This is a genomic window from Neptuniibacter sp. CAU 1671 (genome assembly GCF_029222905.1).
Classification (GTDB): domain Bacteria; phylum Pseudomonadota; class Gammaproteobacteria; order Pseudomonadales; family Balneatricaceae; genus Neptuniibacter.
The window spans coordinates 77,076-99,236 of sequence record NZ_JARHUE010000005.1 but is presented as its reverse complement, the minus strand read 5'-3'; the positions used below and the strand labels follow the sequence as shown (position 1 = coordinate 99,236).

The window sequence follows — 22,161 nt, the reverse complement described above, 5'->3', positions numbered from 1 at the left end:
GTAAATAAAGCCCTGTCATCCTGTAAGGGCATTCAGTGCCTGATCAGGCACTGACGCAGTTTAAAGCGAATAAACGGTATGTCCATTCAGCAATGTGTGTGTCACTTTGCCGCGCAACGGATAGCCCATAAACGGAGTATTTTTACCCCGGGATCTTGAGGTCTCGGGTGTCAGAGACCAGCTCAGTTCAGGGTTGAAAATACAGACATCAGCACGGCTGCCTACACTGAGTTTTCCAGCGTCGATACCCATGATGGTAGCGGGTGCCAGCGTCAGTTTTTCGATCAGTTGTGGCAACTCCAGAATCTGCTGCTCTACCAGCATCAGCGAGAGCGATAACAGTGTTTCGAGACCGGTCATGCCCGGCTCTGTGTTGGCAAACGGTGCTTCTTTGGCGGCTTTTTCCAGTGGATGGTGGTTGGAGCAGATCGCCTGAATCGCACCGGTAATCACCCCCTGAATCAGGCCGGCTCGGTCCAGCTGTCCCCGCAGTGGCGGTTGCAGATGAAACGCGCTGTTAAAACCATTTACATTTTCATCAATCAGCAACAGGTTCTGAATTGCGACATCGGCGGTGACGGGTAGGCCACGTTCGCAGGCTTCTGCGATCATGTGTACTGAACGTTCGCAGGAGATCTGGCCAAAGTGAGCACGTACTCCGGTTTGTTCGACCAGCAGCAGGCAGCGGGCAACCTCGATGGTTTCCGCGGTGCTTGGGATGCCATTCAGGCCCAGGCGGGTGCTGGTGGTGTCATCATGCATACAACCGCCTTCGGCCAGCGCAGCGTCTTCCGGGTTGAAGACGACCAGCAGGTCATGGGTAGCGGCGTATTCCAGTGCGCGGTTAAGCACCCGGGAACTGGTAAAGGGGTTACGGCCATTGCTGAATGCGACACAGCCGGATGAAGCCAGTGCGTAGAGCGGTGCTAACTGGTCACCCTCTAGCCCCTTGGTCAGGGCGCCCATTGGCAGAATGCGGGTGATGCCGGTCTCTTCACAACGGTCCTTGATCAGTTCGACAACGGCTGGGCTGTCGACCACCGGATTGGTGGTTGGCGGGCAGATCAGGGTGGTTACCCCGCCAGCCGCTGCTGCACGTGACTCGGTTTTGATTGAGCCGCGCTGAGCCGGACCGGGTTCGCGGCTATGGGCGCTGAGGTCGACCAGACCGGGGCAGACCACCTGTCCGCTGGCATCAATCACCTGCTCGGCTTGTTCCTGCAGGTCAACACCGATGGCTGCTACGCGTCCGTCCTGAATCAGCAGGTCGGCAATCATGTCGGTTTGGCTGGCGGGATCGATGAGGCGTCCGCCCTGAATCAGAATGCTCATAAACGTGTCTCGAAGCTCTCAGCAGTTTCCATTCGGCATTTGGTCTGGCCACTCATGGCCATCGACATGACGGCCATGCGCACGGCGATGCCGTTGGTGACCTGATCAAGAATCAGCGAACGATCGCCATCGGCTACCGAGGATGCGATCTCAACGCCGCGGTTGATCGGTCCCGGGTGCATGACCACCGCATCCGGTTTGGCCAGTGCCAGCTTGTCTGCTGTGAGGCCGTAGAGTTTGTAGAACTCGCTTTCACTGGGTAGCAGGGCACTGCTCATGCGCTCTTTCTGCAGACGCAGCATCATGATCACATCGACATCATGCAGACCTTGCTGCATGTCGGTGTAGACCTTCACGCCCAGCGCTTCGATATGACGCGGCAGCAGGGTTTTCGGTGCGATCACGCGAATTTCAGCCGCACCCAAGGTGCGCAACGCATGAATCTGAGAGCGGGCAACGCGGGAGTGCAGGATGTCACCCACAATCGCCACTGTCAGGTTGGTGAAATCACCTTTATGACGACGAATGGTCAGCATATCCAGCATCGCCTGCGTTGGGTGTGCATGACGGCCATCGCCGGCGTTGATCACAGCTACATCCGGTGTCACATGTTCGGCGATAAAGTGGGCTGCGCCGCTGCTGGAGTGGCGTACTACGAACATATCTGACTGCATCGCATGCAGGGTCATCAGGGTATCTTTCAGGGTTTCACCTTTGGAGGTGGACGAGGTGCTGATATTCAGATTCAGCACGTCCGCCGAGAGGCGTTTGGCCGCCAGTTCAAAGGTTGAAAGGGTGCGGGTAGAGGCTTCGAAAAACAGGTTTACCACCGTTTTACCGCGCAGCAGCGGCACCTTCTTCACCTGTTTGGCGCCCATATCCACAAAGGAGTCGGCTGTATCCATGATTTCGGTCAGCAGCTCCCGGGAGAGTCCTTCCACGGTGATAAAGTGCTTCAGTTCACCTTCGCTGGTGAGCTGGATCTGATTGGGATCGATATGTTCAAACATGGCCAGGTACTCGGACAAATTATTTCTGACGAATTTCCAGTTCCAGAGGCTCTGGACCGATCAGTTTGATCTGTTGGTCCGGACCCAATGCCAGGGTGCCTCCTGTGACATCCGCCTGGATGGGGAGTTCACGACGTTGCAGGTCCAGCAGGGTGATCAGGGTGACTGAGGCAGGTCGACCATAATCAAACAGTTCATTCAGGGCGGCACGGATGGTGCGGCCGCTCATCACCACATCATCCACCAGCAGAATGTGACGACCTTCCGTCACCGGCAACTGGCTGGACTGGCCGCACAGGCTGAGTCCGCTGTGGTTAAAGTCATCACGGTGAAACGAGATGTCCAGTACACCCATTGGGCTTTCCAGATTGAGAGCCTTATGCAGGCGCTCAGCCAGCCAGACGCCGCCGGTGTGAATACCGATCATCAGCGGATCTTCGCGCTCAGTGCTGGTGAGCAGGGCTTTCAGATCCTGCTCCATCTTTTTCAGCAGGGCTTCAACATTAAGGCTGCTTGAGCTCATACACGTCCTCTAAACGGGTGTGACTTGGAATATGGGTTGTGCTCTGAAACCAGCTTTCCAGAATCAGACAGGCGGCAAGACCGTCCACGGACTGGCGTTTAAAATCATTGCTTCCACCGCGGGCAAAATGGATCGATTTTGCTTCCCGGGTGGAGAGTCGTTCATCCTGCAAAAAACTCGGCAGTTTATACCGCTCATGCAGGCGATTGGCAAACTTGCGTGCGCGGTAAGCCATCTCGCTGATACTGCCATCCATATTCAGGGGCACGCCGACAACCAATCCATCGGGTCGCCACTCATCAATGATACGATCCAATTGTGACCAGTCTGGTTGTCCTTCACGGGCAGACACCGGCGGCAGCTCACTGGCGGTGCCGGTCAGACTCTGTCCAACAGCCACACCAATGCGGGAGGTGCCAAAATCGAACCCCATCAACTGACTCGGTGTATTACTCATCTTAATATCAGGCGTGTCCTGCCTGGGCGGAGAGAAGATCGAGATTTACGCCCAGAATCGAAGCGGCTGCCCGAAGGCGATCTTCAGCCGGAATGCGAAAGAGTATATCCGAATTTGCCGGGCAGCTTAACCAGCTGTTATCGACCATCTCCTGCTCCAGTTGTCCCGGCCCCCAGCCGGCACAACCGAGGGCTACCAGATAATCGCTGTGCAGCTGGCCGCTGCCCGCCAGCTCAATAATATCCACCGAGGTGGTGAGGCAGATATCATCGGTAATGAAATAACTGTCAGGCCACTCTTTTGGATCTTCGGCGCGGTGCAATACGTAGCCGCGTTCCGGTTTCACCGGGCCACCAAAAAACACAGGTTGCTGCTGATCACTGATGGAGGGGCAGAGTATATCCAGATGATCACACAGGTCCGCCAGTGTGATGCCCACCGGGCGGTTGATAACAATGCCCATGGCGCCGTATTCACTGTGATCACAGATGTAGGTGACGGTCTGAGAGAAGTGCAGATCGTTGAGATGGGGCATTGAGATCAGCAGGTGATCTCTTAATGAATGAAACGTGGCGGTCATCTCGGAGTCACCCCCGGTTGCGGGTTTGAAAATGCCGATCGGTGATCAGACCAGACACTTAAGGCTTAGTCTAAGTAAGCCTTTTTCTCAAACTTCCAGGTGCGGATAATCTCCAGCGTATCGTATTTTTTTCGCATCTCTACAGTGAAAGGCGGGAATGGCGCCGCCAGGCGTACGATCTTCAGCGCGGCATCATCCAGCACCGGAAAACCTGAAGACTGCAGTAGTTCAAGTTCTTGCACGGTGCCATCGGCCCGAATAGCAACCAGCAGTCTCAGACTGCCATACATTTTCTGTCGGCGTGCTTCGGCCGGGTAGTTAATGTTACCGACCCGCTCGATCTCTTTACGCCAGTTATCCATATAAGCAGCATAGTCGGTGCCCTGGGTAGCGGCGGTGGTGACGCGCAGAACTCTTGGCGCTCTTGCCAAAAGTTCCTGCTGGCGTTTGATATCCGCCTGCAGGCTGGCAATCTCCAGACTGCGGGCCAGCAGTGAGGTTGCAGTGCCCGGTGCTGCCTGAGGTGCGGCTTTATCAGGGCTGCTGCGTTGATCGCTGGTACTGCGTTTGGCCTGTGTGGCGGTCACCACCTGTTGTTGCCCGCTGCGGGCAGGGGTGGTGTTTTTATCCTTGCTGGTGCGGGCGTCAGCCAGGGTATCCGGACTGGGTTGTGCATCCAGCGTCGGCTGCGGTGCCTGCTGTGCTGCCAGTGCCTGAGACTGGTTGTCCTGAAAGTCAGCGGTCTGACGGGTAGAAGGCAGACTTTTCTTCTGCTCGTCTCCACTTCCCTGCTGATCCGCCTGCGCGATGAAGTCGGCTTTGTCCGGGCGGGTTTCACTGGGCTGTTGCGCCAATGTGACTTCGATGGTGGTGCGGGGTTTGGGTTTATCAACGGTAAAACCCACCCCCAGCACAATCAGGGCATGAAAAGCGGCAGCAAAAAACAGGGTAAAGCCGAACCGGTCAGCAACGGATACAACGGGTTGTGTTGCGGTTCTCACCCTGTCTTGCTCCTTTTACTCAATCCTTAAGTTTTGCTTCGATGCAGTTCATCAGTTGCATCGAAATATCCAGACCAAACTGCTGATCCAGCTCCCGGATGCAGGTTGGGCTGGTCACGTTAATTTCGGTCAGGTAGTCACCGATGACATCCAGGCCAACAAACAACAGGCCTTTCTCTTTCAACGTTGGACCTACCTGAGCGCAGATCCAGCGGTCACGCTCGGTCAGTTCACGTCCCTCACCGCGGCCGCCAGCGGCCAGATTGCCGCGAGTTTCGGTGCCGGTAGGGATGCGTGCCAGTGCATAGGGTACCGGTTCGCCATCAATCATCAGGATGCGTTTATCACCGGAAACGATTTCAGGGATATAACGCTGCGCCATGATGGTACGGCTGCCATGCTGCGTCAGGGTTTCGATAATTACACCCAGATTAAGTGCATCGGCCTTAACCCGATAAATTTGAGCCCCACCCATGCCATCGAGAGGTTTAAAGATCACATCCTGCTGCTCGGCATGAAACGCTTTCAGGCGGGCCGCATCGCGGGTGACCAGTACCGGCGGACAGCACTGCGGGAAATGAGTGGCAAACAATTTTTCGTTAAAATCGCGCAGGCTCTGTGGTCGGTTGACCACCAGTACGCCTTCACTTTCGGCCTGTTCCAGCAGATGGGTGGTGTAGATAAACTCGTTATCAAATGGCGGGTCCTTGCGCATCAGGATTACGTCCAGTTCAGACAGCGCGTGGGTCTCATATGCGCCGCGCTGAAACCAGTTCTCCGGGTCCATTGCCACAGTCAGTGGTGCCATACTGGCCTGCACTATGCCATCCCGCGAGAACAGATGATGCTGCTCCATGTACCAGAGCTCCCAGCCTTTATCCTGGGCTGCGCGCAACATAGCCAGTGAACTGTCTTTTTTGTACGTAATGGACTCAATCGGGTCCATGATGATGCCGAGTTTAATGCTCATAAAGTGCCAATCTGCCGGTTGATCAATCTGTTAATGAGTGTACCCCAGTGCCGGGATGGGGCACAGGGTTTCAGCCCATATCGCCCCAGAGGTAATTCAGGATCGACAGGGCAGCCACGGGGGCGGTTTCAGTACGCATCACCCGGGGGCCAAGAGCCAGCGGCTGAAAACCATGCTGGATGGCCAGTTCTACTTCAGTCTCGGTAAGCCCGCCTTCGGGGCCAATTAGCAAGGCAACGGAGGACGGTGGTGCGATTTCAGCCAGCGGCTGTTTGCTGTGATGGTGTAAGACCAGTTTGAGTTCCGCTGTCTGTTCGCCCAGCCAATCAGTCAGGGTAACGGGTGCATCTATCTGAGGGGGATGTACCCGGCCGCTCTGCTCGCAGGCACTGATGGCAACCTGCTGCCAGTGGCGGGTGCGTTTTTCCTGGCGTTGGTCGGCCAGTTTGACCTCACAGCGCTCGGAAAACAGCGGCGAGATCCGATGCACGCCCAGCTCCGTGCTTTTCTGTACGGCATAATCCATCCGCTCGCCTCGGGATAAAACCTGTCCGACGGTGACACTCAGCGGAGATTCCACCTGAGGCGTGGTCAGTTCGATAACGGTCGCTGTCGCAGCGCGTTTTTCGGTGGTGACCAGCTCGGCCAGACACTCCTGCCCCTCGGCATTAAATAAGCAGAGCTGGTCGCCCGGTCGCATCCGCAATGCCCGGCAGACATGCTGGATCACGTCGTCGCTCAACTCAAGCGTTACCCCTGTGCCAAAGGCTTGCGGCTCATAAAAGCGTGGAATTCTCATGGCAGATCTAACCCGTGAATGATGTCTGGATTATCCGGGATCAAATCTGAAAATGCATCCCTGAATCAGAATCTAGATAGGATGTCACAGGTACAAAAAAAGCACCCGAAGGTGCTTTTTTATCAGTGCGTTGAGCTTACAGGCCAGCCGCATCGCGCAGAGCGTCTGCTTTGTCTGTGCGCTCCCAGGTGAAGGCTGTGAAGACTTCGCCTTTGTATTCCATCTCAAACGGGTTACGACCAAAGTGACCGTAAGCCGCTGTTGGCTGATACATTGGGTGCAGCAGATCCAGCATTTTGGTAATCGCGTAAGGACGCAGATCAAAGTGCTCACGCACCAGCTGAGTGATACGCTCTTCAGGGATCTTGTTGGTGCCAAAGGTGTTGATGGAAACCGAAGTCGGTTCTGCCACACCAATGGCGTAAGACACCTGTATTTCGCAGCGATCTGCCAGACCCGCTGCCACGACGTTTTTGGCTACGTAACGGCCAGCATAAGCAGCAGAACGGTCTACCTTGGATGGGTCTTTACCGGAGAATGCGCCGCCACCGTGGCGAGCCATGCCGCCGTAGGTATCTACAATAATCTTACGGCCAGTCAGACCACAGTCGCCCACCGGGCCACCAATCACGAAGTTGCCGGTTGGGTTGATGTGGAACTGGGTGTCCTTGGTGATCCATTCAGCAGGCAGCGTATGCTTGATGATCAGTTCCATCACGGCTTCATGCAGATCTGCCTGAGTAACATCCGGGTTGTGCTGAGTTGAAAGCACAACCGCTTCAACAGCGCAGGGTTTGCCATTTTCGTAACGGAAGGTCAGCTGAGACTTGGCATCCGGGCGCAACCACGGCAGCAGGCCGGATTTGCGGGCTTCAGCCTGACGCTCAACCAGACGGTGCGCGTAGGTGATCGGTGCTGGCATCAGTACATCGGTTTCATTGGACGCGTAACCAAACATCAGACCCTGATCGCCGGCACCCTGATCTTCAGGTTTGCTGCGGTCAACACCCTGATTGATGTCTACGGACTGTTTACCAATGATGTTGATAATGCCGCAGGTATGGCCGTCGTAACCCACATCGGAAGAGGTGTAACCGATATCGCAGATCACCTTACGGACCAGATCTTCCAGATCTACCCAGGCGCTGGTGGTGATTTCGCCAGAGACGATTGCTACACCGGTTTTAACCATGGTTTCACAGGCAACGCGGGCATATTTGTCTTCAGCAATGATCGCATCCAGTACCGCATCAGAGATCTGATCGGCAATTTTGTCTGGGTGACCTTCAGACACGGATTCTGAGGTGAACAAGCCGTATTCGCTCATTATCGGGAGACCCTCGGAAAGTTGGTTGAGAAAAAAAGATAGTCGAATTGTCAGGGAGAGGACAGCGCCGGTCCCTGTCGGAAAAGGCCGGTATTGTACCCGCGCAATGATTGATTGCCTAACATACAATGCCCGTGGTGGTGAAAAAAATGCGATTTAGCATGAAAAAGCTTCATTTTTTAGCGAAAACCGCAAATCCGATTTGAAGCTGAACCCTATCTGGGGGAAAATTGCGCGCAAATTTTTTCCCGAATTCTACCATTGGGCCCATGCCCAGGAGCTGAGTGAATGTCCTCTCGTCGAGAACTTGCCAATGCGATTCGCGCATTGAGCATGGATGCCGTACAGAAAGCTAAATCAGGCCACCCGGGTGCGCCTATGGGTATGGCAGACATTGCCGAAGTGCTGTGGAATGATTTCCTTAAGCACAACCCGAGCAACCCACAGTGGTTTGATCGCGACCGCTTCATTCTCTCCAACGGCCACGGCTCGATGCTGATCTACAGCCTGTTGCACCTGACCGGCTACGATGTGTCCATCGACGATCTGAAAAACTTCCGTCAGCTGCATTCCAAAACCGCCGGTCACCCGGAATACGGTTATTGCCCTGGCGTTGAAACTACTACCGGTCCGCTGGGTCAGGGTGTGACCAATGCTGTTGGTTTTGCCATTGCTGAAAAAGTACTGGCAGCGCAGTTTAACCGCGAAGGCCACGACATCGTTGATCACCACACCTACGTGTTTATGGGTGATGGCTGCATGATGGAAGGTATCTCCCACGAAGCCTGTTCACTGGCTGGTACCCTGGGTCTGGGCAAACTGATTGCATTCTGGGATGACAACGGCATCTCCATTGATGGCGAAGTAGAAGGCTGGTTTACCGACGATACCGCCAAACGTTTTGAAGCCTATGGCTGGCAGGTAATCCCGGGTGTGGACGGTCATGATGCGGATCAGATTCGTGAAGCGATTCTGAAAGCGCAGGAAAACACCGAACAGCCAACCCTGATCTGCTGTAAAACCGTGATCGGTTTTGGTTCACCTAACAAAGAAGGTAAAGAAGAGTGTCACGGCGCACCGTTGGGTGATGATGAGATTGCTCTGACCCGCGAACGTCTGGGCTGGAATTACCCTGCCTTCACTGTGCCGGAAGATATTGCGGCTGACTGGGATGCCCGCGAAGCTGGCAGCCATGCTGAAAACGAGTGGAACGAACGTTTTGCTGCGTACCGCGCGGCCTATCCTGAAGAAGCAGCGGAACTGCTGCGTCGTATCTCTGGCGACCTGCCTGCGGACTTCAGCGAAAAAGCCGATGCCTGGATTCGTGAAATTCAGGCCAAAGGTGAAACCATCGCCTCCCGTAAAGCGTCCCAGAATGCCCTGAACACTTACGGCCCGATGCTGCCTGAACTGCTGGGCGGCTCCGCTGACCTGGCAGGCTCCAACCTGACCCTGTGGTCCGGCTGTAAAGGTGTCAGCAAAAATGACGCTAACGGCAACTACATGTACTACGGTGTGCGTGAATTCGGTATGTCCGCCATGATGAACGGTATCGCCCTGCACGGTGGTTTTATCCCGTACGGCGCGACCTTCCTGGTGTTTATGGAATATGCCCGTAACGCGGTGCGTATGGCTGCACTGATGAAACAGCGCGCCATCCACGTCTACACCCATGACTCCATCGGTCTGGGCGAAGATGGCCCGACGCATCAGCCGATTGAGCAGATTGCCAACCTGCGTCACACCCCGAACATGAGCTGCTGGCGTCCATGTGATGCGGTTGAATCCGCTGTCGCCTGGAAAGCAGCACTGGAGCGCACTGACGGTCCGACCGCGATGATCTTCTCGCGTCAGAATCTGCCCCATCAGACCCGTTCTGATGAGCAGCTGGCGAATATCGCTCGCGGTGGTTACATCCTGCGTGATACCGATGGTCAGCCTGATGCGATTCTGATTGCTACCGGTTCTGAAGTCGGCCTGGCGATGGATGCTGCTGAAGCATTGGCCGCTGAAGGCAAACAGGTACGTGTCGTTTCCATGCCGGAAACCCGTCTGTTTGACCAGCAGGATGCCACCTACCGTGAAAGCGTACTGCCAGCTGCGGTGACTGCCCGTGTGGCGGTTGAAGCTGCGCAGGCGGACTTCTGGTACAAGTATGTGGGTCTGAACGGTGCCATCGTGGGCATGACTACCTTCGGTGAGTCTGCACCGGCCGGTGAGCTGTTCAAACATTTTGGCTTCACCGTTGAAAACGTGGTGGCCACTGTTAAATCCGTACTTTAAACAGTCGGGGACTTCCCCGCTCAGGTGAGTGACCGCGTTGAGTTATCGAATCGCTATTAATGGCTATGGCCGAATCGGCCAGTGTCTGCTGCGGGCGATTTACGAGAACGGTTATCAGGATCAGTTCAAGGTTGTTGCGATCAACGAGCTGTCTGATCCTGAAACCGTCACTTACCTGACGCGGTACGACACCACCCACGGCCGTTTTCCGCTGCCAGTTTCGCAGGATCAGGATCGCCTGGTGATTAATGGTGACCGTATTCTGCTGCTGAACAAAGCCTCTGCGGATGATCTGCCTTGGGCAGACCTGAACATCGATCTTTTGTTTGAATGTTCCGGCTCATTTAAAACCCGTGAAGAAGCACAGCGTCATCTTGCTCAGGGCGCTAAACGTCTGCTGTTCTCGCAACCGGCCACGCCGGAAGTGGATTGTACGGTGGTGTATGGCGTGAATGAGCAGCAACTGGCGGCTGAACATCAGGTGGTGTCCGCTGCATCCTGTACCACCAACTGCATTGTACCGCTGCTGGATCTGCTGGACCGCGAGCTGGGCATTGTGAATGGCGTGACGACAACGATTCACTCCGCGATGAACGACCAGCCGGTGATCGACAGCTACCATCAGACTGACCTGCGGTTGACCCGCAGTGCGATGCAGTCGATCGTGCCGGTGGATACCGGACTGAGCAAGGGCATCGATCGTCTGTTGCCACAACTGGCAGGCAAGTTTGAGTGTCTGCATGTGCGGGTGCCGACCATCAACGTCTCGATGATGGACCTGTCGTTGAACCTGAAGCGTGAGACTGATGTGGCAGAGGTCAATCGTCTGCTGGCAAACGCGGCGGCGGGACCGTTGCATGGCTTGTTGGGCTATACCGCCGAGCCGCATGCTTCAATCGATTTTAACCATGATGCCCGCTCCGGCATTGTGGATGGCACCCAGACCCGGGTTTGCGAAGGCAAGCTGCTGAAGCTGGTGTGCTGGTTTGATAATGAATGGGGTTTTGCCAACCGCATGCTGGATGTGGCGAAACACTGGCTGGCACTCTCTGCTGGCAAACACTGACTTTTACTGACTAACTGCAGGACACATCAATGAGCGTACTGAAAATGACCGATCTGGATCTGGCTGGCAAACGCGTGCTGATCCGGGAAGATCTTAACGTACCGGTTAAAAACGGTGTTGTGACGTCAGATGCACGTATCCGCGCATCACTGCCCACCATCGAACTGGCGCTGAAAGCCGGGGCCAAAGTGATTGTGATGTCCCATCTGGGCCGTCCAACCGAAGGCGAATATGAAGAGGTGTTCTCCATGGCGCCGGTGGCCAGTCATCTGGCGGGGCTGCTTGGGCGTGAAGTGAAAGTGATCAAGGACTTCTCGGCTGGCGTTGATGTGGCCGAAGGCGAGTTGGTGCTGCTGGAAAACGTGCGCTTTAACAAAGGCGAGAAAAAAGATACTGACGAATTGGCACAGGCCTATGCTGCGCTGTGTGATGTGTTTGTAATGGACGCCTTTGGTACCGCACACCGTGCTCAGGCATCTACCCACGGTGTTGCCCGTTTTGCGCCGGTGGCTTGTGCCGGTCCATTGCTGGCAGGTGAACTGGAAGCACTGGGTAAAGCGCTGGATAAACCTGCGCGCCCACTGACGGCGATTGTGGGTGGTTCAAAAGTCTCCACTAAACTGGAAGTGCTGACGGCGCTGTCTGATCAGGTAGACCAGCTGATTGTAGGTGGCGGTATTGCCAACACCTTCCTGGCTGCTGCGGGTAAGCCAGTGGGTAAATCTCTGTGCGAACATGACCTGATTCCAGTCGCACAGGAGCTGATGGCGAAAGTGAACATTCCGATGCCAACTGATGTGGTGGTGGCCAAAGAGTTTGCTGAAACAGCTGAAGCAACCGTGAAATCAGTAGACGATGTGGCGGAAGACGACATGATTCTGGATATCGGTCCTGCTTCTGCCGCAGCGCTGGCGGCCCTGCTGAAAGATGCCGGCACTATCATCTGGAACGGCCCGGTGGGCGTGTTTGAGTTTGATCAGTTTGGCGAAGGCACTAAAGCACTGTCACTGGCCATTGCCGAGAACCAGGGGTTCTCAATCGCTGGTGGTGGCGACACCCTTGCAGCAGTGGACAAATACGGTATCGCTGATAAGGTGTCCTATATTTCCACCGGTGGTGGCGCATTCCTTGAGTTTGTTGAAGGCAAAACCCTGCCGGCAGTGGCGGCTCTGGAAGCGAAAAACAGTTAATCATGTGAGGCTTGTTATAAGCCTCATAACCGTGCCTTCAGGCATGAAAAATCAACATTAATAGGTGACACAATGGCTCTAATCTCCATGCGTCAGCTGCTGGACCACGCGGCAGAATATGGCTACGGCATTCCGGCGTTCAACGTAAACAACCTGGAACAGATGCGTGCCATCATGGAAGCGGCGGATAAAACCAACTCCCCCGTGATCGTTCAGGCGTCTGCCGGTGCGCGTAAGTACGCGGGTTCCAACTTCCTGCGTCATATGATTCTGGCGGCAATTGATGAGTTTCCGCACATCCCGGTATGTATGCATCAGGACCACGGTACGTCTCCGGCGGTATGTCAGCGCTCCATCGCTATGGGTTTTTCCTCTGTGATGATGGATGGCTCGCTGATGGCTGACGGTAAGACCCCGTCCAGCTACGAATACAATGTGGATGTGACCCGTCGTACTGTTGAAATGGCACATGCCTGTGGCGTGTCCGTAGAAGGCGAGCTGGGTTGTCTGGGTTCGCTGGAAACCGGACAGGCAGGCGAAGAAGACGGTATCGGTGCAGACTGCACCCTGTCCCACGATCAGATGCTGACCGACCCGGATGAAGCGGCTGACTTTGTACAGAAAACCGGTGTTGATGCGCTGGCGATTGCCTGTGGTACCAGCCATGGTGCCTACAAATTCACCCGTCCACCGACAGGCGATATTCTGGCGATTGACCGCATTAAAGCGATTCATGACCGTATTCCTGGCACCCATCTGGTGATGCACGGCTCCTCTTCTGTACCGCAGGAGTGGCTGGCGATCATCAACGAATTTGGTGGTGAAATTCCGGAAACCTACGGTGTGCCGGTTGAGCAGATTGTGGAAGGCATCAAGTACGGTGTACGTAAGGTCAATATCGACACCGATCTGCGTCTGGCATCGACCGGTGCGATCCGTCGCTTCCTGGCTGAAAACCCGGCCGAGTTTGACCCACGCAAATACCTGAAGAAAACCATGGATGCGATGACCGAGATCTGTATCGCGCGTTATGAGGCCTTCGGTACGGCTGGCAATGCTGACAAACTGAAAGTGATCGCGTTGGAAGATATGGCAGTACGTTACGAAAAAGGCGAGTTGAACGCCAAAATCGTATAACGTCCACCGTGAAAAAAAACCGCCTTTATGGCGGTTTTTTTGTGTCTCAATAAGGTTTTTTCTTTTGCGACAGGGGTGGCCGTGGCATGGATGGAATGGGAAACAGCGCCTGTCGTACCATATCTTTGCCACGATACTTGGCCTGATAGAGTGCGTTATCAGCACGCTGGACCAGATTTTCCTGGCTTTCTCCCGGCTGCCATTCAGCGACCCCAAAACTGCAGGTGGGCAGTGCGAACGGGTAATCGGTGCTCTGTTTCAGGCGCAGGCGTAATTTTTCAGCCACCTGTGTCCCGCCATCCAGATCGGTATTGGGTAGGATGACGAGAAATTCCTCACCACCCCAGCGGCCTAACTCATCTGTTACCCGTAATCCCTGTTTAATTGTTTCACAGACAGCAATCAGTACTTTGTCGCCAAAATCATGGCCGTTTTTGTCATTGATCTGCTTAAAGTTATCGATATCCAGGAAAATCAGGGTGAAGGGTGACTGATTGCGAGCAGACAGGTTGAGGTGAAGTTTAAGCTGCTGCTGCATTGCATAGCGATTCTGGGTTTTGGTCAACGGGTCAGTGTGTACGATACGTTGCAGCATGCGGTTGTTTTTGTGGACGATGTAATAACGATAACCAAAAAATGCCAGCACCAGACCCAGTAACAGCAACCCCCTCTCAACGGTTTCAGAAGATAGGACGGGTTTGTAACTCAGAGGGAGCCAGCGCTCCGCAATGTCATTGCGGACTTTCGGTTCCAGCGTGCCGATGGCGCGATCCAGCAGACTGATCAGATAGCTGTTGTTGGGTGTGGCCGCAAAACTCAGATCCCATGAATCCTGAATGCTGGTATCGATAACCAGATTACTGATATGCAACTTGCGCTGCGTATCGGCGATGCTGGCTTCCGCATCAATAAAGGCATCCAGCTCATTGTTCTGGACCTGACGCAGGCCATCCTTAACCGAAAAGATCGAGCGCAGAGTCAGGCCAGGATAGCGGCCGGCGATCAGATGGCCAATGCCATGATGGGCCATGATGCCGACACGGCCCTGACGCAGAGATAGACTCTGCAGTCCCTCTCCGTTGCGGGTAGCAGCTACCATGGGCATGCTGAAATAGGGCTTTGAAAACAGGATACGGTCACTGCTGTCCAGACGGTTATTGATGCCGCTGAGCAGGTCACAGTTTTTGCTTAACAGCCGCGCATGGGCCTGGTTCCAGTATTCCACAGTGCGCCAGCGATATTTGAGGCCCAGGGTATCCAGAACTGCTTTGGTATAGTCAACAATAATGCCCTCAGGTGCCTTATCGGGTACGCTGACAAAGGGTGCCCAATTATTTTCGGTGCAGACAGTCAGTTCCGGCAGGTTGGCAAGCCATTGTCTTTCTTTAAGACTGATAGGAAGGGTTTGTTCAGGATTGATGTTGCAACAGAAGATAAAGCCGGACAGGTCAATGTCACCGGCTAGCTGGTCGGTAATGCGATAAACGTTGGCCATGGACTGGAAACGTTCAGGCTTGATGGTGCCAAATAACCCCTGCTCATCAAATGCCAGGTGTTTCAGGCTTTCTGCCTCATACTTCAGGGCATCTGCTGTCCGACCCTGCGGGTTGTATTTATTCAGAATCAAAGCGACGGTTTCGTCGATATTGTCAAAGGCATAGAGCCAGCCCTGAACAGAGGCCGTGCGGAATCGCTGGACTAGGTCCGGACGGGTACGGGCCAGTTTTTCTGAGGTAAAAAGAATGTCTGAGTACATGGGGAAGCCATGTGCCTGAGGGTGGATCTGATTTACATCAAAGCCTCTAAGGGACATGGCGTAGGGTTCGTTAGAGACATAGGATGCCACGGCATCGGATTGGTGGTTGATCAGCTTTTCTATACTGAAACTGTGTGGCACCAGCACAATTTGGTCTATGGTCAGGCCGTATTTCAGGAGCATGGCGATGATTTCGGAACCCTGTTGGGCCTCAAGCGTGATTTCGACGCGTTTTCCTGCCAGGTCAGCCGGTGATTTAATATCACTGTCGGCGCGGGTCATCAGCATCAGCGGCGAGTACTGAAAGGCTGCCAGCATGGCGACAACAGGCGCACCCCTGGCTCTTTGCAGCACCAGTGAAGACCGGCCGACGCCAAATTCAGCATCCCCTCGGGTGACGATATCTGCCGGGTCCTGTCCTGGCGGCAATTCCAGAAACTGGACGTCGATTCCGGCTTCAGTATACAGCCCTTTCTCTTTCGCTATGTAATAACCCGCAAACTGGAACTGGTGTTTCCACAGCAGTTGCAGCCGCACGGTTTCCTCTGCTGCAGAGAGCGGATTAAAGGGGATGATGCAGACAACAACCACAAAAATGAGAGACAAATAGCCCAATTTGTCTCTGCCATGTCCGTTCATACATCGGTGTCCAAGTTAACCTGCATAAATAATAGGTGTATTTTTTATAACCCGATGGATGATTTTTAACTCGCTTGTTTGAAATTTCGATTAAGTTACAGATATGTAAAGCTTTTCTAATTTGCACGAAAAAATTTATTTCCTGAATAAGGTGTGTTTTCGATAGCTTTGTTTTTTATGAAATTTTTAATTAATGGCAGAAAGGGGGCTTAGGCTGGCTTGGGATCGATTTTTTGAATAAACCGGATGTGAGAAACGGGTACCTGCATGGGGTCATCAGGTATTGCCTGTTTAAAAGCAGCGTTTAATTCAGGCGACTTCAGTGTTCGGTTGACAGGACTGATTGCTCTGTCGGATCTCGTTCCAGGCTTCAAACTGGCTCAGATAGACCTGACCACTGAGATCGTTAAGGAAATGGCTGCGTTTTAGCTGGTCCATAACCGGGCCTTTCACTTCAGAAAGGTGCAGGCAGACACCGCTATCCAAAAGCCGCTGGTTAATGGCTTCAAGGCTTTCCAGGGCGGAGGCGTCAATCAGGTTCACGGCGGGGCACATCAGTATCAGATGTTTGACGCTAGGATTGCGTGCCACCAGATCATAGACAAGGTCTTCCAGATAGCGGGCGTTGGCGAAATAGAGGCTTTCATCCACCCGTAGGGTCAGCAGGCTTTCATCGGTTTCCACCTGATGGCGATCGATATTCCGAAAATGCTCTGTGCCGGGTACCCGGCCCACAATCGCGCTATGGGGTTTGCTGGTCCGGTAGAGGTGCAGCAGGATGGACAGACCGACTCCGGCGATAATGCCAATTTCGACGCCTTCGATCAGGGTCAGCAACAGGGTTGCCAGCATGGCGGCAAAGTCACTGCGTGAATAATCCCAGGTCCGTTTCAAGGCACCCAGATCCACCAGTGACAGCACCGCAACAATAATGGTGGCTGCCAGCGTGGCTTTCGGCAGGAAAAACAGCATCGGTGTCAGCAGCAGGGTGGCAATGGCAATGCCCACTGCAGTAAAAGCGCCCGCAGCTGGTGTTTCTGCCCCGGCATCAAAATTGACTACAGAGCGGGAAAAACCACCGGTGACCGGAAAGCCGCCGGACAGCGAACTGGCAATATTGGCGCTGCCCAGACCGATCAGCTCCTGATCAGGCGAAATGCGCTGGCGACGTTTTGCAGCCAGCGTTTGTGCAACGGAGACACTTTCCACAAAGCCAACCACGCTGATCAGCAGCGCGGAGATAAAGAGCTGTTCCCACAGATCTGGATTAAAACTTGGCAGACTAAGTCCGGGCAGCCCCTGAGGGATATGGCCAACCACTTTTACGCCCGCATCCTGCAGACCGCCGCTCCAGGTTGCCAGCGTGGTAATCACAACCGCAAAGACAGGGCCTGCTTTGGTCAGGATATCCGCCAGTCCTGCTTTAACACCAACTCGGGTCAGCAAAGGCTTGAGCTGTTTTCTGACCCAGAACAGAAATACCGTGGCACTGACGCCAATGACCAGTGTTGTCAGATTGGCCTGATCGATAGCGGCGGTCAGATTAACTACGATTTCATACAGATTATGTCCGCCTGTATTCACCCCCAGAAGGTGTTTCAGCTGGGAAGCAGCAATGATAATGCCCGACGCTGTTATAAAGCCGGAGATCACAGGGTGACTCAGAAAATTGGCCAGCATGCCGAGGCGCAGAATACCCATCAGAATCAGAATGACACCTGACAGAAAGGCCAGTGCGACGGCTGCAGCCAGAGATTCAGCCGTACCCTGTAAGGCAAGATTGCCTACCGCGGCAGCGGTCATCAAGGAAACCACCGCAACGGGGCCCACGGCCAGCGTCCGGCTACTGCCAAACAGGGTATAGGCGACCAGCGGCAGTATGCTGGCATAGAGCCCCACCTCGGCGGGCAAACCGGCCAGCAGGGCATAGGCCAGTGACTGCGGGATCAGCATGATGGTGACGATAGCCGCAGCTACCAGATCACTGGTCAACGTGGGTCGGTCATAGGTGCGGGCCCATTCCAGACAGGGGAAAATACGTTGCAGCTTCATCATCTGATCCGTGCGCGCCTTTATTTTTTGTCACCAAAATTACACGCCTGTTGCGCCTCATGTGCCGTAGGCTGATGCAACAGAATTTCAGGTTTAGCCAGCCATTCATGCCCTTTGAGCATGGCGTTCCAGTAGATCCAGGGCAGCATTTTTTCCTTCAGGAACCAGGACAAACGGCTGGGCTGACGGCCTTCCACCAGCCAGGTTGGGAAGGTTGGCAGCAGTTTGCCGCCATAGCCGAATTCAGCCAGGACGATTTTTCCGCGTTCCACGGTCAGCGGGCAGGAGCCGTAGCCATCATAGACAGCACGGGATGAGCCGCCCTCAAGAGCGCGAATCACATTCTCGGCCACCGTCGGAGCTTGCTTGCGAACCGCCGCGGCTGTTTTGGCATTGGGGGTGTTGCCTGCATCACCCAGACCAAAAATGTCGCCATATTTTTTGTGTTGCAGCGTTTCCGGGTTCAGGTCCAACCAGCCAGCCTGATCGGCCAGTGGGCTGTTAGCGATAAAAGCCGGTGCCTTTTGCGGCGGGCAGACGTGCATCATATCGAACTGTTTTTCGATTTCAGACACATTGCCTTCGGCATCGGTGGCTTTGAACAGGGCTGTTTTTCCAGCCCCGTCTACAGCGACCAGATTGTGCTGGAAGCTGAGTTGAATATTGTATTTTTTGATGTATTCCATCAGTGCGGGTACATAATCCGCGACACCAAACAGCGCGGCGCCGGCGTTGCAGAACTCAACCTCGATATCCTGAATTCTGCCCTGGCGCGTCCAGTGGTCGCAGGCCAGATACATCGCTTTTTGCGGCGCACCAGCGCATTTGATCGGCATGGGCGGCTGGGTAAACAGTGCTTTGCCTTTTTGCGTGCTCTGAACCAGTTCCCAGGTATAAGGTGCCAGATCGAAGTGATAGTTTGAGGTGACGCCATTACTGCCGAGGGTTTCTTTCAGACCCGGAATGGCTTCCCAGTCCAGGCTGAGTCCCGGTGCCACAATCAGAATGCGGTATCCGATCCGCTCGCCATCTTCCAGAATCACCTGTTGTTGTTCCGGGGCAAAGCCAGCGGTAGCGGCCTGATACCACTTGGCCTGCTTCGGCATCACTGAACTCATGGGACGAACTGTTTCCCGGCGTTCAAAAACACCACCGCCCACCAGCGTCCAGCCGGGCTGATAGTAGTGTTCAGTGCGGGGTTCGATAATGGCAATGTCCAGATCGGGTGCCCGTTTCAACAGGCTGCTGGCCACCGCCTGGCCACCGGCACCGCCACCGACAATGACCACATCATGTTGCGCACCCGATACCTTGAGGGGTTTTTCCGAAGCCGAGGTTTGGATGGACTCAAGGCGTTCGCGCTGGGCACTGAGGTCGTATCCAGCAGCGGCTGTTGTGCTCAAAATGGCGTCAACAGAAAGATGTTGGGCTTCAGAAAGTGCCCACAGTGTGCTGCTGCGGGTGCCCGTGCGACAGAACGCCAGTACAGGTCCCTTTATCTGGTTCATCAGGGCGCTGAAGTCATTGATGTCCTGTTCAGTGATCTGACCAGCCACCACTGGCAGGAAATGCCAGGTCAGCCCATTGGCTTCTGCTGCTGAACGCAGATCGGCCATGGCGGGTTGGTCCTCGCTTTCATGCTCGGGCCGATTGCAGATCACCGCTTTAAAACCCTTTGCTGCCGCCAATCCCATATCGGTTGCGGTGAGTTGAGGTGAAACGCTGATAAAGGGCGTCAGTTGGCGAACATCCATTGGAAACCTCCGGGCTGATTTATTGTTATTGAGTGTGCCGCTACTTAAAACAGATTGATGGGTACCTTCAGGTAGACCTGACCATTGTCTTCTGCCGGTGGCATATGCCCTGCCCGCATGTTGACTTGCACAGACGGCAGGATCAGGCGTGGCATATCCAGAGTGGCATCGCGTGTCTCACGCATTTTGACAAAGTCGGCTTCACTGATGCCTTTGCCAACATGGATATTGTGCAGGCGTTCTTCCGCTACCGTGGTTTCGTTAGCATAGGTGTCGCGGCCCGGTGCCTTGTAGTCGTGGCACATAAACAGGCGTGTGTCGTCGGGCAGGGCAAACACTTTTTGAATTGACTGATAGAGTGTAGAGGCATCACCGCCCGGGAAGTCACACCGTGCAGTGCCGTAGTCCGGCATAAACAGGGTGTCGCCTACAAACGCAGCATCACCAAACACATAGGTCATGCAGGCAGGGGTATGACCCGGGGTGTGAATCGCCTTGCCGGTCAGATCGCCAACCTGAATGGCATCGCCATCCGCCAGCAGTACATCAAACTGGCTGCCGTCGCGGGCAAATTCAGTGCCAGCATTAAAGGCTTTGCCAAAGGTGTTCTGAACCACGGTGATATTAAAACCGATGCCTAATTTGCCTCCGGTTTTTTCTGCCAGAAAGGGTGCCGCAGACAGGTGGTCTGCATGTACATGGGTTTCCAGCACCCAATCTACGGTCAGGTTATGCTCGGCTATATAAGCCAGAATGGCTTCTGCGGATGCCGTTGACGTGGTGCCACTGGCATAATCAAAGTCCAGCACCGAGTCGATAATGGCGCAATGCGCACTGTTTGGATCCTGAACCACATAACTGTAGGTGAATGTGGGTTCATCGAAGAAGGTGGTGACAATCGGTTTCATGCTGTTGCCTTTTGATAACTTAAAGTAATAAGCATATAACTAATAAAAATATGATAATAAATCCTGGGCTGGATTCCAAGCCGTTGGCAGTGCTTTTGGTTGATTTTTGTTCATCCTTGCTGTCTTTATTGTTTGTCTGTAGCTAACAACCTAGCAGAGATTGAAATGACTAAACTGTTCGTCAATGTGCCAGTGGATTCGCTGGAGAGAGCTACTGCGTTTTATTTGAAGCTGGGTTTTGCGATAAACCTGCAATTCTCTGGTGCTGAAATGACGGCGCTGGATCATCCTGCCGTGCACCTGCTGCTGCATACTCCGGAAAGTTTTATGCAAACCCGGCAGGAAGCTGGCACCGGCTTTGTTAAAACAGGACTGATGCTCAGTCTGCAATGTGACCATCGTGATGATGTTGAACAGCTTTTTTCTAAGGCGTTACAGGCCGGCGCGGTCGAAGTCGGCGCACGCGTCGAGCATGAGCTGGGGTATGGCCGCAGCTTTAGTGATCCGGACGGCCATCACTGGCAGCTATTCTGGCTGGGGATTTCGCAGGACTAGGGGTTAGGGGCTTCGCGTCGATCGTTGGGGCCGTAATCCCGCATGACCTGAGCAACTCTGAGGCGATAATCCTTGAATAAGCTGTAGCGTCCCTGTGCCTGAGCCCTGCCATGATCAATCTGCTCCCGCCAGGTTTTGATCGCAGCTTCGGATTCCCAAAAAGAGAGCGAAACAAGTTTGCCTTCCTCGGTGAGGCTCTGAAACCGCTCTACTGAGATAAAACCCTCAATCTGATCGACCTTTTCTCGCATTTCTGCGGCAATGCCCAAGTATTCATCACGACCTTCGGGTTTGACCCAGACTTCAAATATCACCGCATACATTAATCTTTCCCTCGTTTGATTTCAGTGGGCTGTGATTTGCCGGGTACTGTGGGGTAAGTTTCCAGTTGGTCCGGTAAACGGTACCAGGCGGCATGGCTGTCCCAGAAAATATTCTGGGTTGGCGTTGCATCAGGCAGGGTGTCTAGCGTGCCGGCGGGCACAACCACCGTCGTACCGCGCTGGGTCAACCAGGGCAAACTGCTGCCACAGCGCTTGCAGAAGCAGGTAGCGAAATGCTGTGCCTCAGGGATCTCGAAACGTCCCACTTCGTTTTCACCCGTCAGCCAGGTGAACTGGTCCGGCGGCAAAATAATATTACTGCCATGGGCGCTGCCGCTGGTTTTCCGACAGCGCGAGCAGAAACAGTTCTGAAATGCCATATAGGGTGGTCTGATTGAGTACTGCACCTGTCCGCATAGGCAGCTACCGGTGATGTCAGGCATGTAAGCTCCTGTTTTTATTATGAGTTTCGTGCTTTGTTAGCGTAGATGGGTAGTCC

Annotated in this window: 20 protein-coding genes; 5 read left to right on the top strand and 15 right to left on the bottom strand. The window is 54.2% G+C overall.

The genetic code is table 11. The annotated features are described in order from the left end of the window. Positions 1 to 60: 60 nt before the first annotated feature. The 9 genes from P2G53_RS10055 to metK all read right to left on the bottom strand — a co-directional run bounded on the left by P2G53_RS10055 (position 61) and on the right by metK (position 7,999). Positions 61 to 1,332: a dihydroorotase gene (locus P2G53_RS10055; protein WP_275816795.1), complete on the bottom strand. Its 1,272-nt coding sequence runs from the start codon at positions 1,330 to 1,332 to the stop codon at positions 61 to 63. Continuing rightward, a complete protein-coding gene (locus P2G53_RS10050; RefSeq protein ID WP_275817142.1) occupies positions 1,329 to 2,342 on the bottom strand; it encodes an aspartate carbamoyltransferase catalytic subunit in 1,014 nt (337 codons plus the stop codon). The genes P2G53_RS10055 and P2G53_RS10050 overlap by 4 nt, the downstream gene beginning before the upstream one ends. A 19-nt stretch (positions 2,343 to 2,361) precedes the next feature. Beyond that, the gene (gene pyrR, locus P2G53_RS10045; RefSeq protein ID WP_275816793.1) at positions 2,362 to 2,865 is read right to left on the bottom strand and encodes a bifunctional pyr operon transcriptional regulator/uracil phosphoribosyltransferase PyrR; all 504 of its coding nucleotides are present in this window, start codon (positions 2,863 to 2,865) and stop codon (positions 2,362 to 2,364) included. After that, positions 2,846 to 3,322, bottom strand: coding sequence for a Holliday junction resolvase RuvX (gene ruvX / locus P2G53_RS10040; RefSeq protein WP_275816791.1), 477 nt, complete (start codon positions 3,320 to 3,322; stop codon positions 2,846 to 2,848). Before ruvX ends, pyrR begins: the two co-directional genes overlap by 20 nt. 7 nt (positions 3,323 to 3,329) lie before the next feature. Further along, on the bottom strand, positions 3,330 to 3,902 hold the full coding sequence (locus tag P2G53_RS10035; protein WP_275816789.1) for a YqgE/AlgH family protein: 573 nt from the start codon (positions 3,900 to 3,902) through the stop codon (positions 3,330 to 3,332). A 65-nt stretch (positions 3,903 to 3,967) separates the two neighbouring features. Continuing rightward, the gene (locus P2G53_RS10030) at positions 3,968 to 4,903 is read right to left on the bottom strand and encodes an energy transducer TonB (protein ID WP_275816787.1); all 936 of its coding nucleotides are present in this window, start codon (positions 4,901 to 4,903) and stop codon (positions 3,968 to 3,970) included. 19 nt (positions 4,904 to 4,922) lie between these two features. Further along, positions 4,923 to 5,873 (bottom strand): glutathione synthase, encoded by a 951-nt coding sequence (gene gshB / locus P2G53_RS10025; RefSeq protein ID WP_275816785.1) that lies wholly within the window; start codon positions 5,871 to 5,873, stop codon positions 4,923 to 4,925. Between the two features lie 70 nt (positions 5,874 to 5,943). Next, complete coding sequence (locus P2G53_RS10020) at positions 5,944 to 6,672, bottom strand: 16S rRNA (uracil(1498)-N(3))-methyltransferase (RefSeq protein WP_275816783.1); 729 nt, start codon at positions 6,670 to 6,672, stop codon at positions 5,944 to 5,946. 136 nt (positions 6,673 to 6,808) lie between these two features. Continuing rightward, complete coding sequence (metK, locus tag P2G53_RS10015; RefSeq protein ID WP_275816781.1) at positions 6,809 to 7,999, bottom strand: methionine adenosyltransferase; 1,191 nt, start codon at positions 7,997 to 7,999, stop codon at positions 6,809 to 6,811. Positions 8,000 to 8,287: 288 nt separating this feature from the next. Here metK and tkt point away from each other — a divergent pair, with 288 nt between their 5' ends. The 4 genes from tkt to fba all read left to right on the top strand — a co-directional run bounded on the left by tkt (position 8,288) and on the right by fba (position 13,675). Continuing rightward, positions 8,288 to 10,282 carry a transketolase gene (gene tkt / locus P2G53_RS10010; protein ID WP_275816779.1) on the top strand — a complete coding sequence of 665 codons (1,995 nt, stop codon included), beginning with the start codon at positions 8,288 to 8,290 and terminating at the stop codon, positions 10,280 to 10,282. Between the two features lie 37 nt (positions 10,283 to 10,319). Beyond that, on the top strand, positions 10,320 to 11,348 hold the full coding sequence (locus P2G53_RS10005; protein ID WP_275816777.1) for a glyceraldehyde 3-phosphate dehydrogenase NAD-binding domain-containing protein: 1,029 nt from the start codon (positions 10,320 to 10,322) through the stop codon (positions 11,346 to 11,348). Positions 11,349 to 11,377: 29 nt separating this feature from the next. After that, entirely contained in the window at positions 11,378 to 12,538 is a 1,161-nt protein-coding gene (locus tag P2G53_RS10000; RefSeq protein WP_275816775.1) for a phosphoglycerate kinase, read from the top strand. A gap of 72 nt (positions 12,539 to 12,610) precedes the next feature. Then, a complete protein-coding gene (fba, locus tag P2G53_RS09995; RefSeq protein ID WP_275816773.1) occupies positions 12,611 to 13,675 on the top strand; it encodes a class II fructose-bisphosphate aldolase in 1,065 nt (354 codons plus the stop codon). Positions 13,676 to 13,721: 46 nt separating this feature from the next. Here the strand turns inward: fba and P2G53_RS09990 are convergent, their stop codons facing one another. From P2G53_RS09990 to P2G53_RS09975, 4 genes are all read right to left on the bottom strand, one after another. Next, entirely contained in the window at positions 13,722 to 16,070 is a 2,349-nt protein-coding gene (locus P2G53_RS09990; protein WP_275816771.1) for an ABC transporter substrate-binding protein, read from the bottom strand. A gap of 309 nt (positions 16,071 to 16,379) precedes the next feature. Beyond that, complete coding sequence (sulP, locus tag P2G53_RS09985) at positions 16,380 to 18,122, bottom strand: sulfate permease (RefSeq protein ID WP_275816769.1); 1,743 nt, start codon at positions 18,120 to 18,122, stop codon at positions 16,380 to 16,382. Positions 18,123 to 18,142: 20 nt separating this feature from the next. Then, positions 18,143 to 19,876 (bottom strand): bifunctional protein tyrosine phosphatase family protein/NAD(P)/FAD-dependent oxidoreductase, encoded by a 1,734-nt coding sequence (locus P2G53_RS09980; RefSeq protein WP_275816767.1) that lies wholly within the window; start codon positions 19,874 to 19,876, stop codon positions 18,143 to 18,145. Between the two features lie 44 nt (positions 19,877 to 19,920). Beyond that, the gene (locus P2G53_RS09975; RefSeq protein ID WP_275816765.1) at positions 19,921 to 20,784 is read right to left on the bottom strand and encodes an MBL fold metallo-hydrolase; all 864 of its coding nucleotides are present in this window, start codon (positions 20,782 to 20,784) and stop codon (positions 19,921 to 19,923) included. A gap of 165 nt (positions 20,785 to 20,949) precedes the next feature. On the opposite strand from P2G53_RS09975, the gene P2G53_RS09970 reads away from it, so the two are divergent. Next, complete coding sequence (locus tag P2G53_RS09970; protein WP_275816763.1) at positions 20,950 to 21,339, top strand: VOC family protein; 390 nt, start codon at positions 20,950 to 20,952, stop codon at positions 21,337 to 21,339. Here the strand turns inward: P2G53_RS09970 and P2G53_RS09965 are convergent. Then, positions 21,336 to 21,662 (bottom strand): antibiotic biosynthesis monooxygenase, encoded by a 327-nt coding sequence (locus P2G53_RS09965; RefSeq protein WP_275816761.1) that lies wholly within the window; start codon positions 21,660 to 21,662, stop codon positions 21,336 to 21,338. The genes P2G53_RS09970 and P2G53_RS09965 overlap by 4 nt on opposite strands. Further along, positions 21,662 to 22,105, bottom strand: coding sequence for a GFA family protein (locus P2G53_RS09960; RefSeq protein ID WP_275816759.1), 444 nt, complete (start codon positions 22,103 to 22,105; stop codon positions 21,662 to 21,664). Before P2G53_RS09960 ends, P2G53_RS09965 begins: the two co-directional genes overlap by 1 nt. Positions 22,106 to 22,161: the final 56 nt, after the last annotated feature.

Coding starts and splice junctions, on each gene's coding strand:
- P2G53_RS10055 (WP_275816795.1), bottom strand. CDS start 1,332: ATGAGCATTCTGATTCAGGGCGGACGCCTCATCGATCCCGCCAGCCAA.
- P2G53_RS10050 (WP_275817142.1), bottom strand. CDS start 2,342: ATGTTTGAACATATCGATCCCAATCAGATCCAGCTCACCAGCGAAGGT.
- pyrR (WP_275816793.1), bottom strand. CDS start 2,865: ATGAGCTCAAGCAGCCTTAATGTTGAAGCCCTGCTGAAAAAGATGGAG.
- ruvX (WP_275816791.1), bottom strand. CDS start 3,322: ATGAGTAATACACCGAGTCAGTTGATGGGGTTCGATTTTGGCACCTCC.
- P2G53_RS10035 (WP_275816789.1), bottom strand. CDS start 3,902: ATGACCGCCACGTTTCATTCATTAAGAGATCACCTGCTGATCTCAATG.
- gshB (WP_275816785.1), bottom strand. CDS start 5,873: ATGAGCATTAAACTCGGCATCATCATGGACCCGATTGAGTCCATTACG.
- P2G53_RS10020 (WP_275816783.1), bottom strand. CDS start 6,672: ATGAGAATTCCACGCTTTTATGAGCCGCAAGCCTTTGGCACAGGGGTA.
- metK (WP_275816781.1), bottom strand. CDS start 7,999: ATGAGCGAATACGGCTTGTTCACCTCAGAATCCGTGTCTGAAGGTCAC.
- tkt (WP_275816779.1), top strand. CDS start 8,288: ATGTCCTCTCGTCGAGAACTTGCCAATGCGATTCGCGCATTGAGCATG.
- P2G53_RS10000 (WP_275816775.1), top strand. CDS start 11,378: ATGAGCGTACTGAAAATGACCGATCTGGATCTGGCTGGCAAACGCGTG.
- fba (WP_275816773.1), top strand. CDS start 12,611: ATGGCTCTAATCTCCATGCGTCAGCTGCTGGACCACGCGGCAGAATAT.
- P2G53_RS09990 (WP_275816771.1), bottom strand. CDS start 16,070: ATGAACGGACATGGCAGAGACAAATTGGGCTATTTGTCTCTCATTTTT.
- sulP (WP_275816769.1), bottom strand. CDS start 18,122: ATGAAGCTGCAACGTATTTTCCCCTGTCTGGAATGGGCCCGCACCTAT.
- P2G53_RS09980 (WP_275816767.1), bottom strand. CDS start 19,876: ATGGATGTTCGCCAACTGACGCCCTTTATCAGCGTTTCACCTCAACTC.
- P2G53_RS09975 (WP_275816765.1), bottom strand. CDS start 20,784: ATGAAACCGATTGTCACCACCTTCTTCGATGAACCCACATTCACCTAC.
- P2G53_RS09970 (WP_275816763.1), top strand. CDS start 20,950: ATGACTAAACTGTTCGTCAATGTGCCAGTGGATTCGCTGGAGAGAGCT.
- P2G53_RS09965 (WP_275816761.1), bottom strand. CDS start 21,662: ATGTATGCGGTGATATTTGAAGTCTGGGTCAAACCCGAAGGTCGTGAT.
- P2G53_RS09960 (WP_275816759.1), bottom strand. CDS start 22,105: ATGCCTGACATCACCGGTAGCTGCCTATGCGGACAGGTGCAGTACTCA.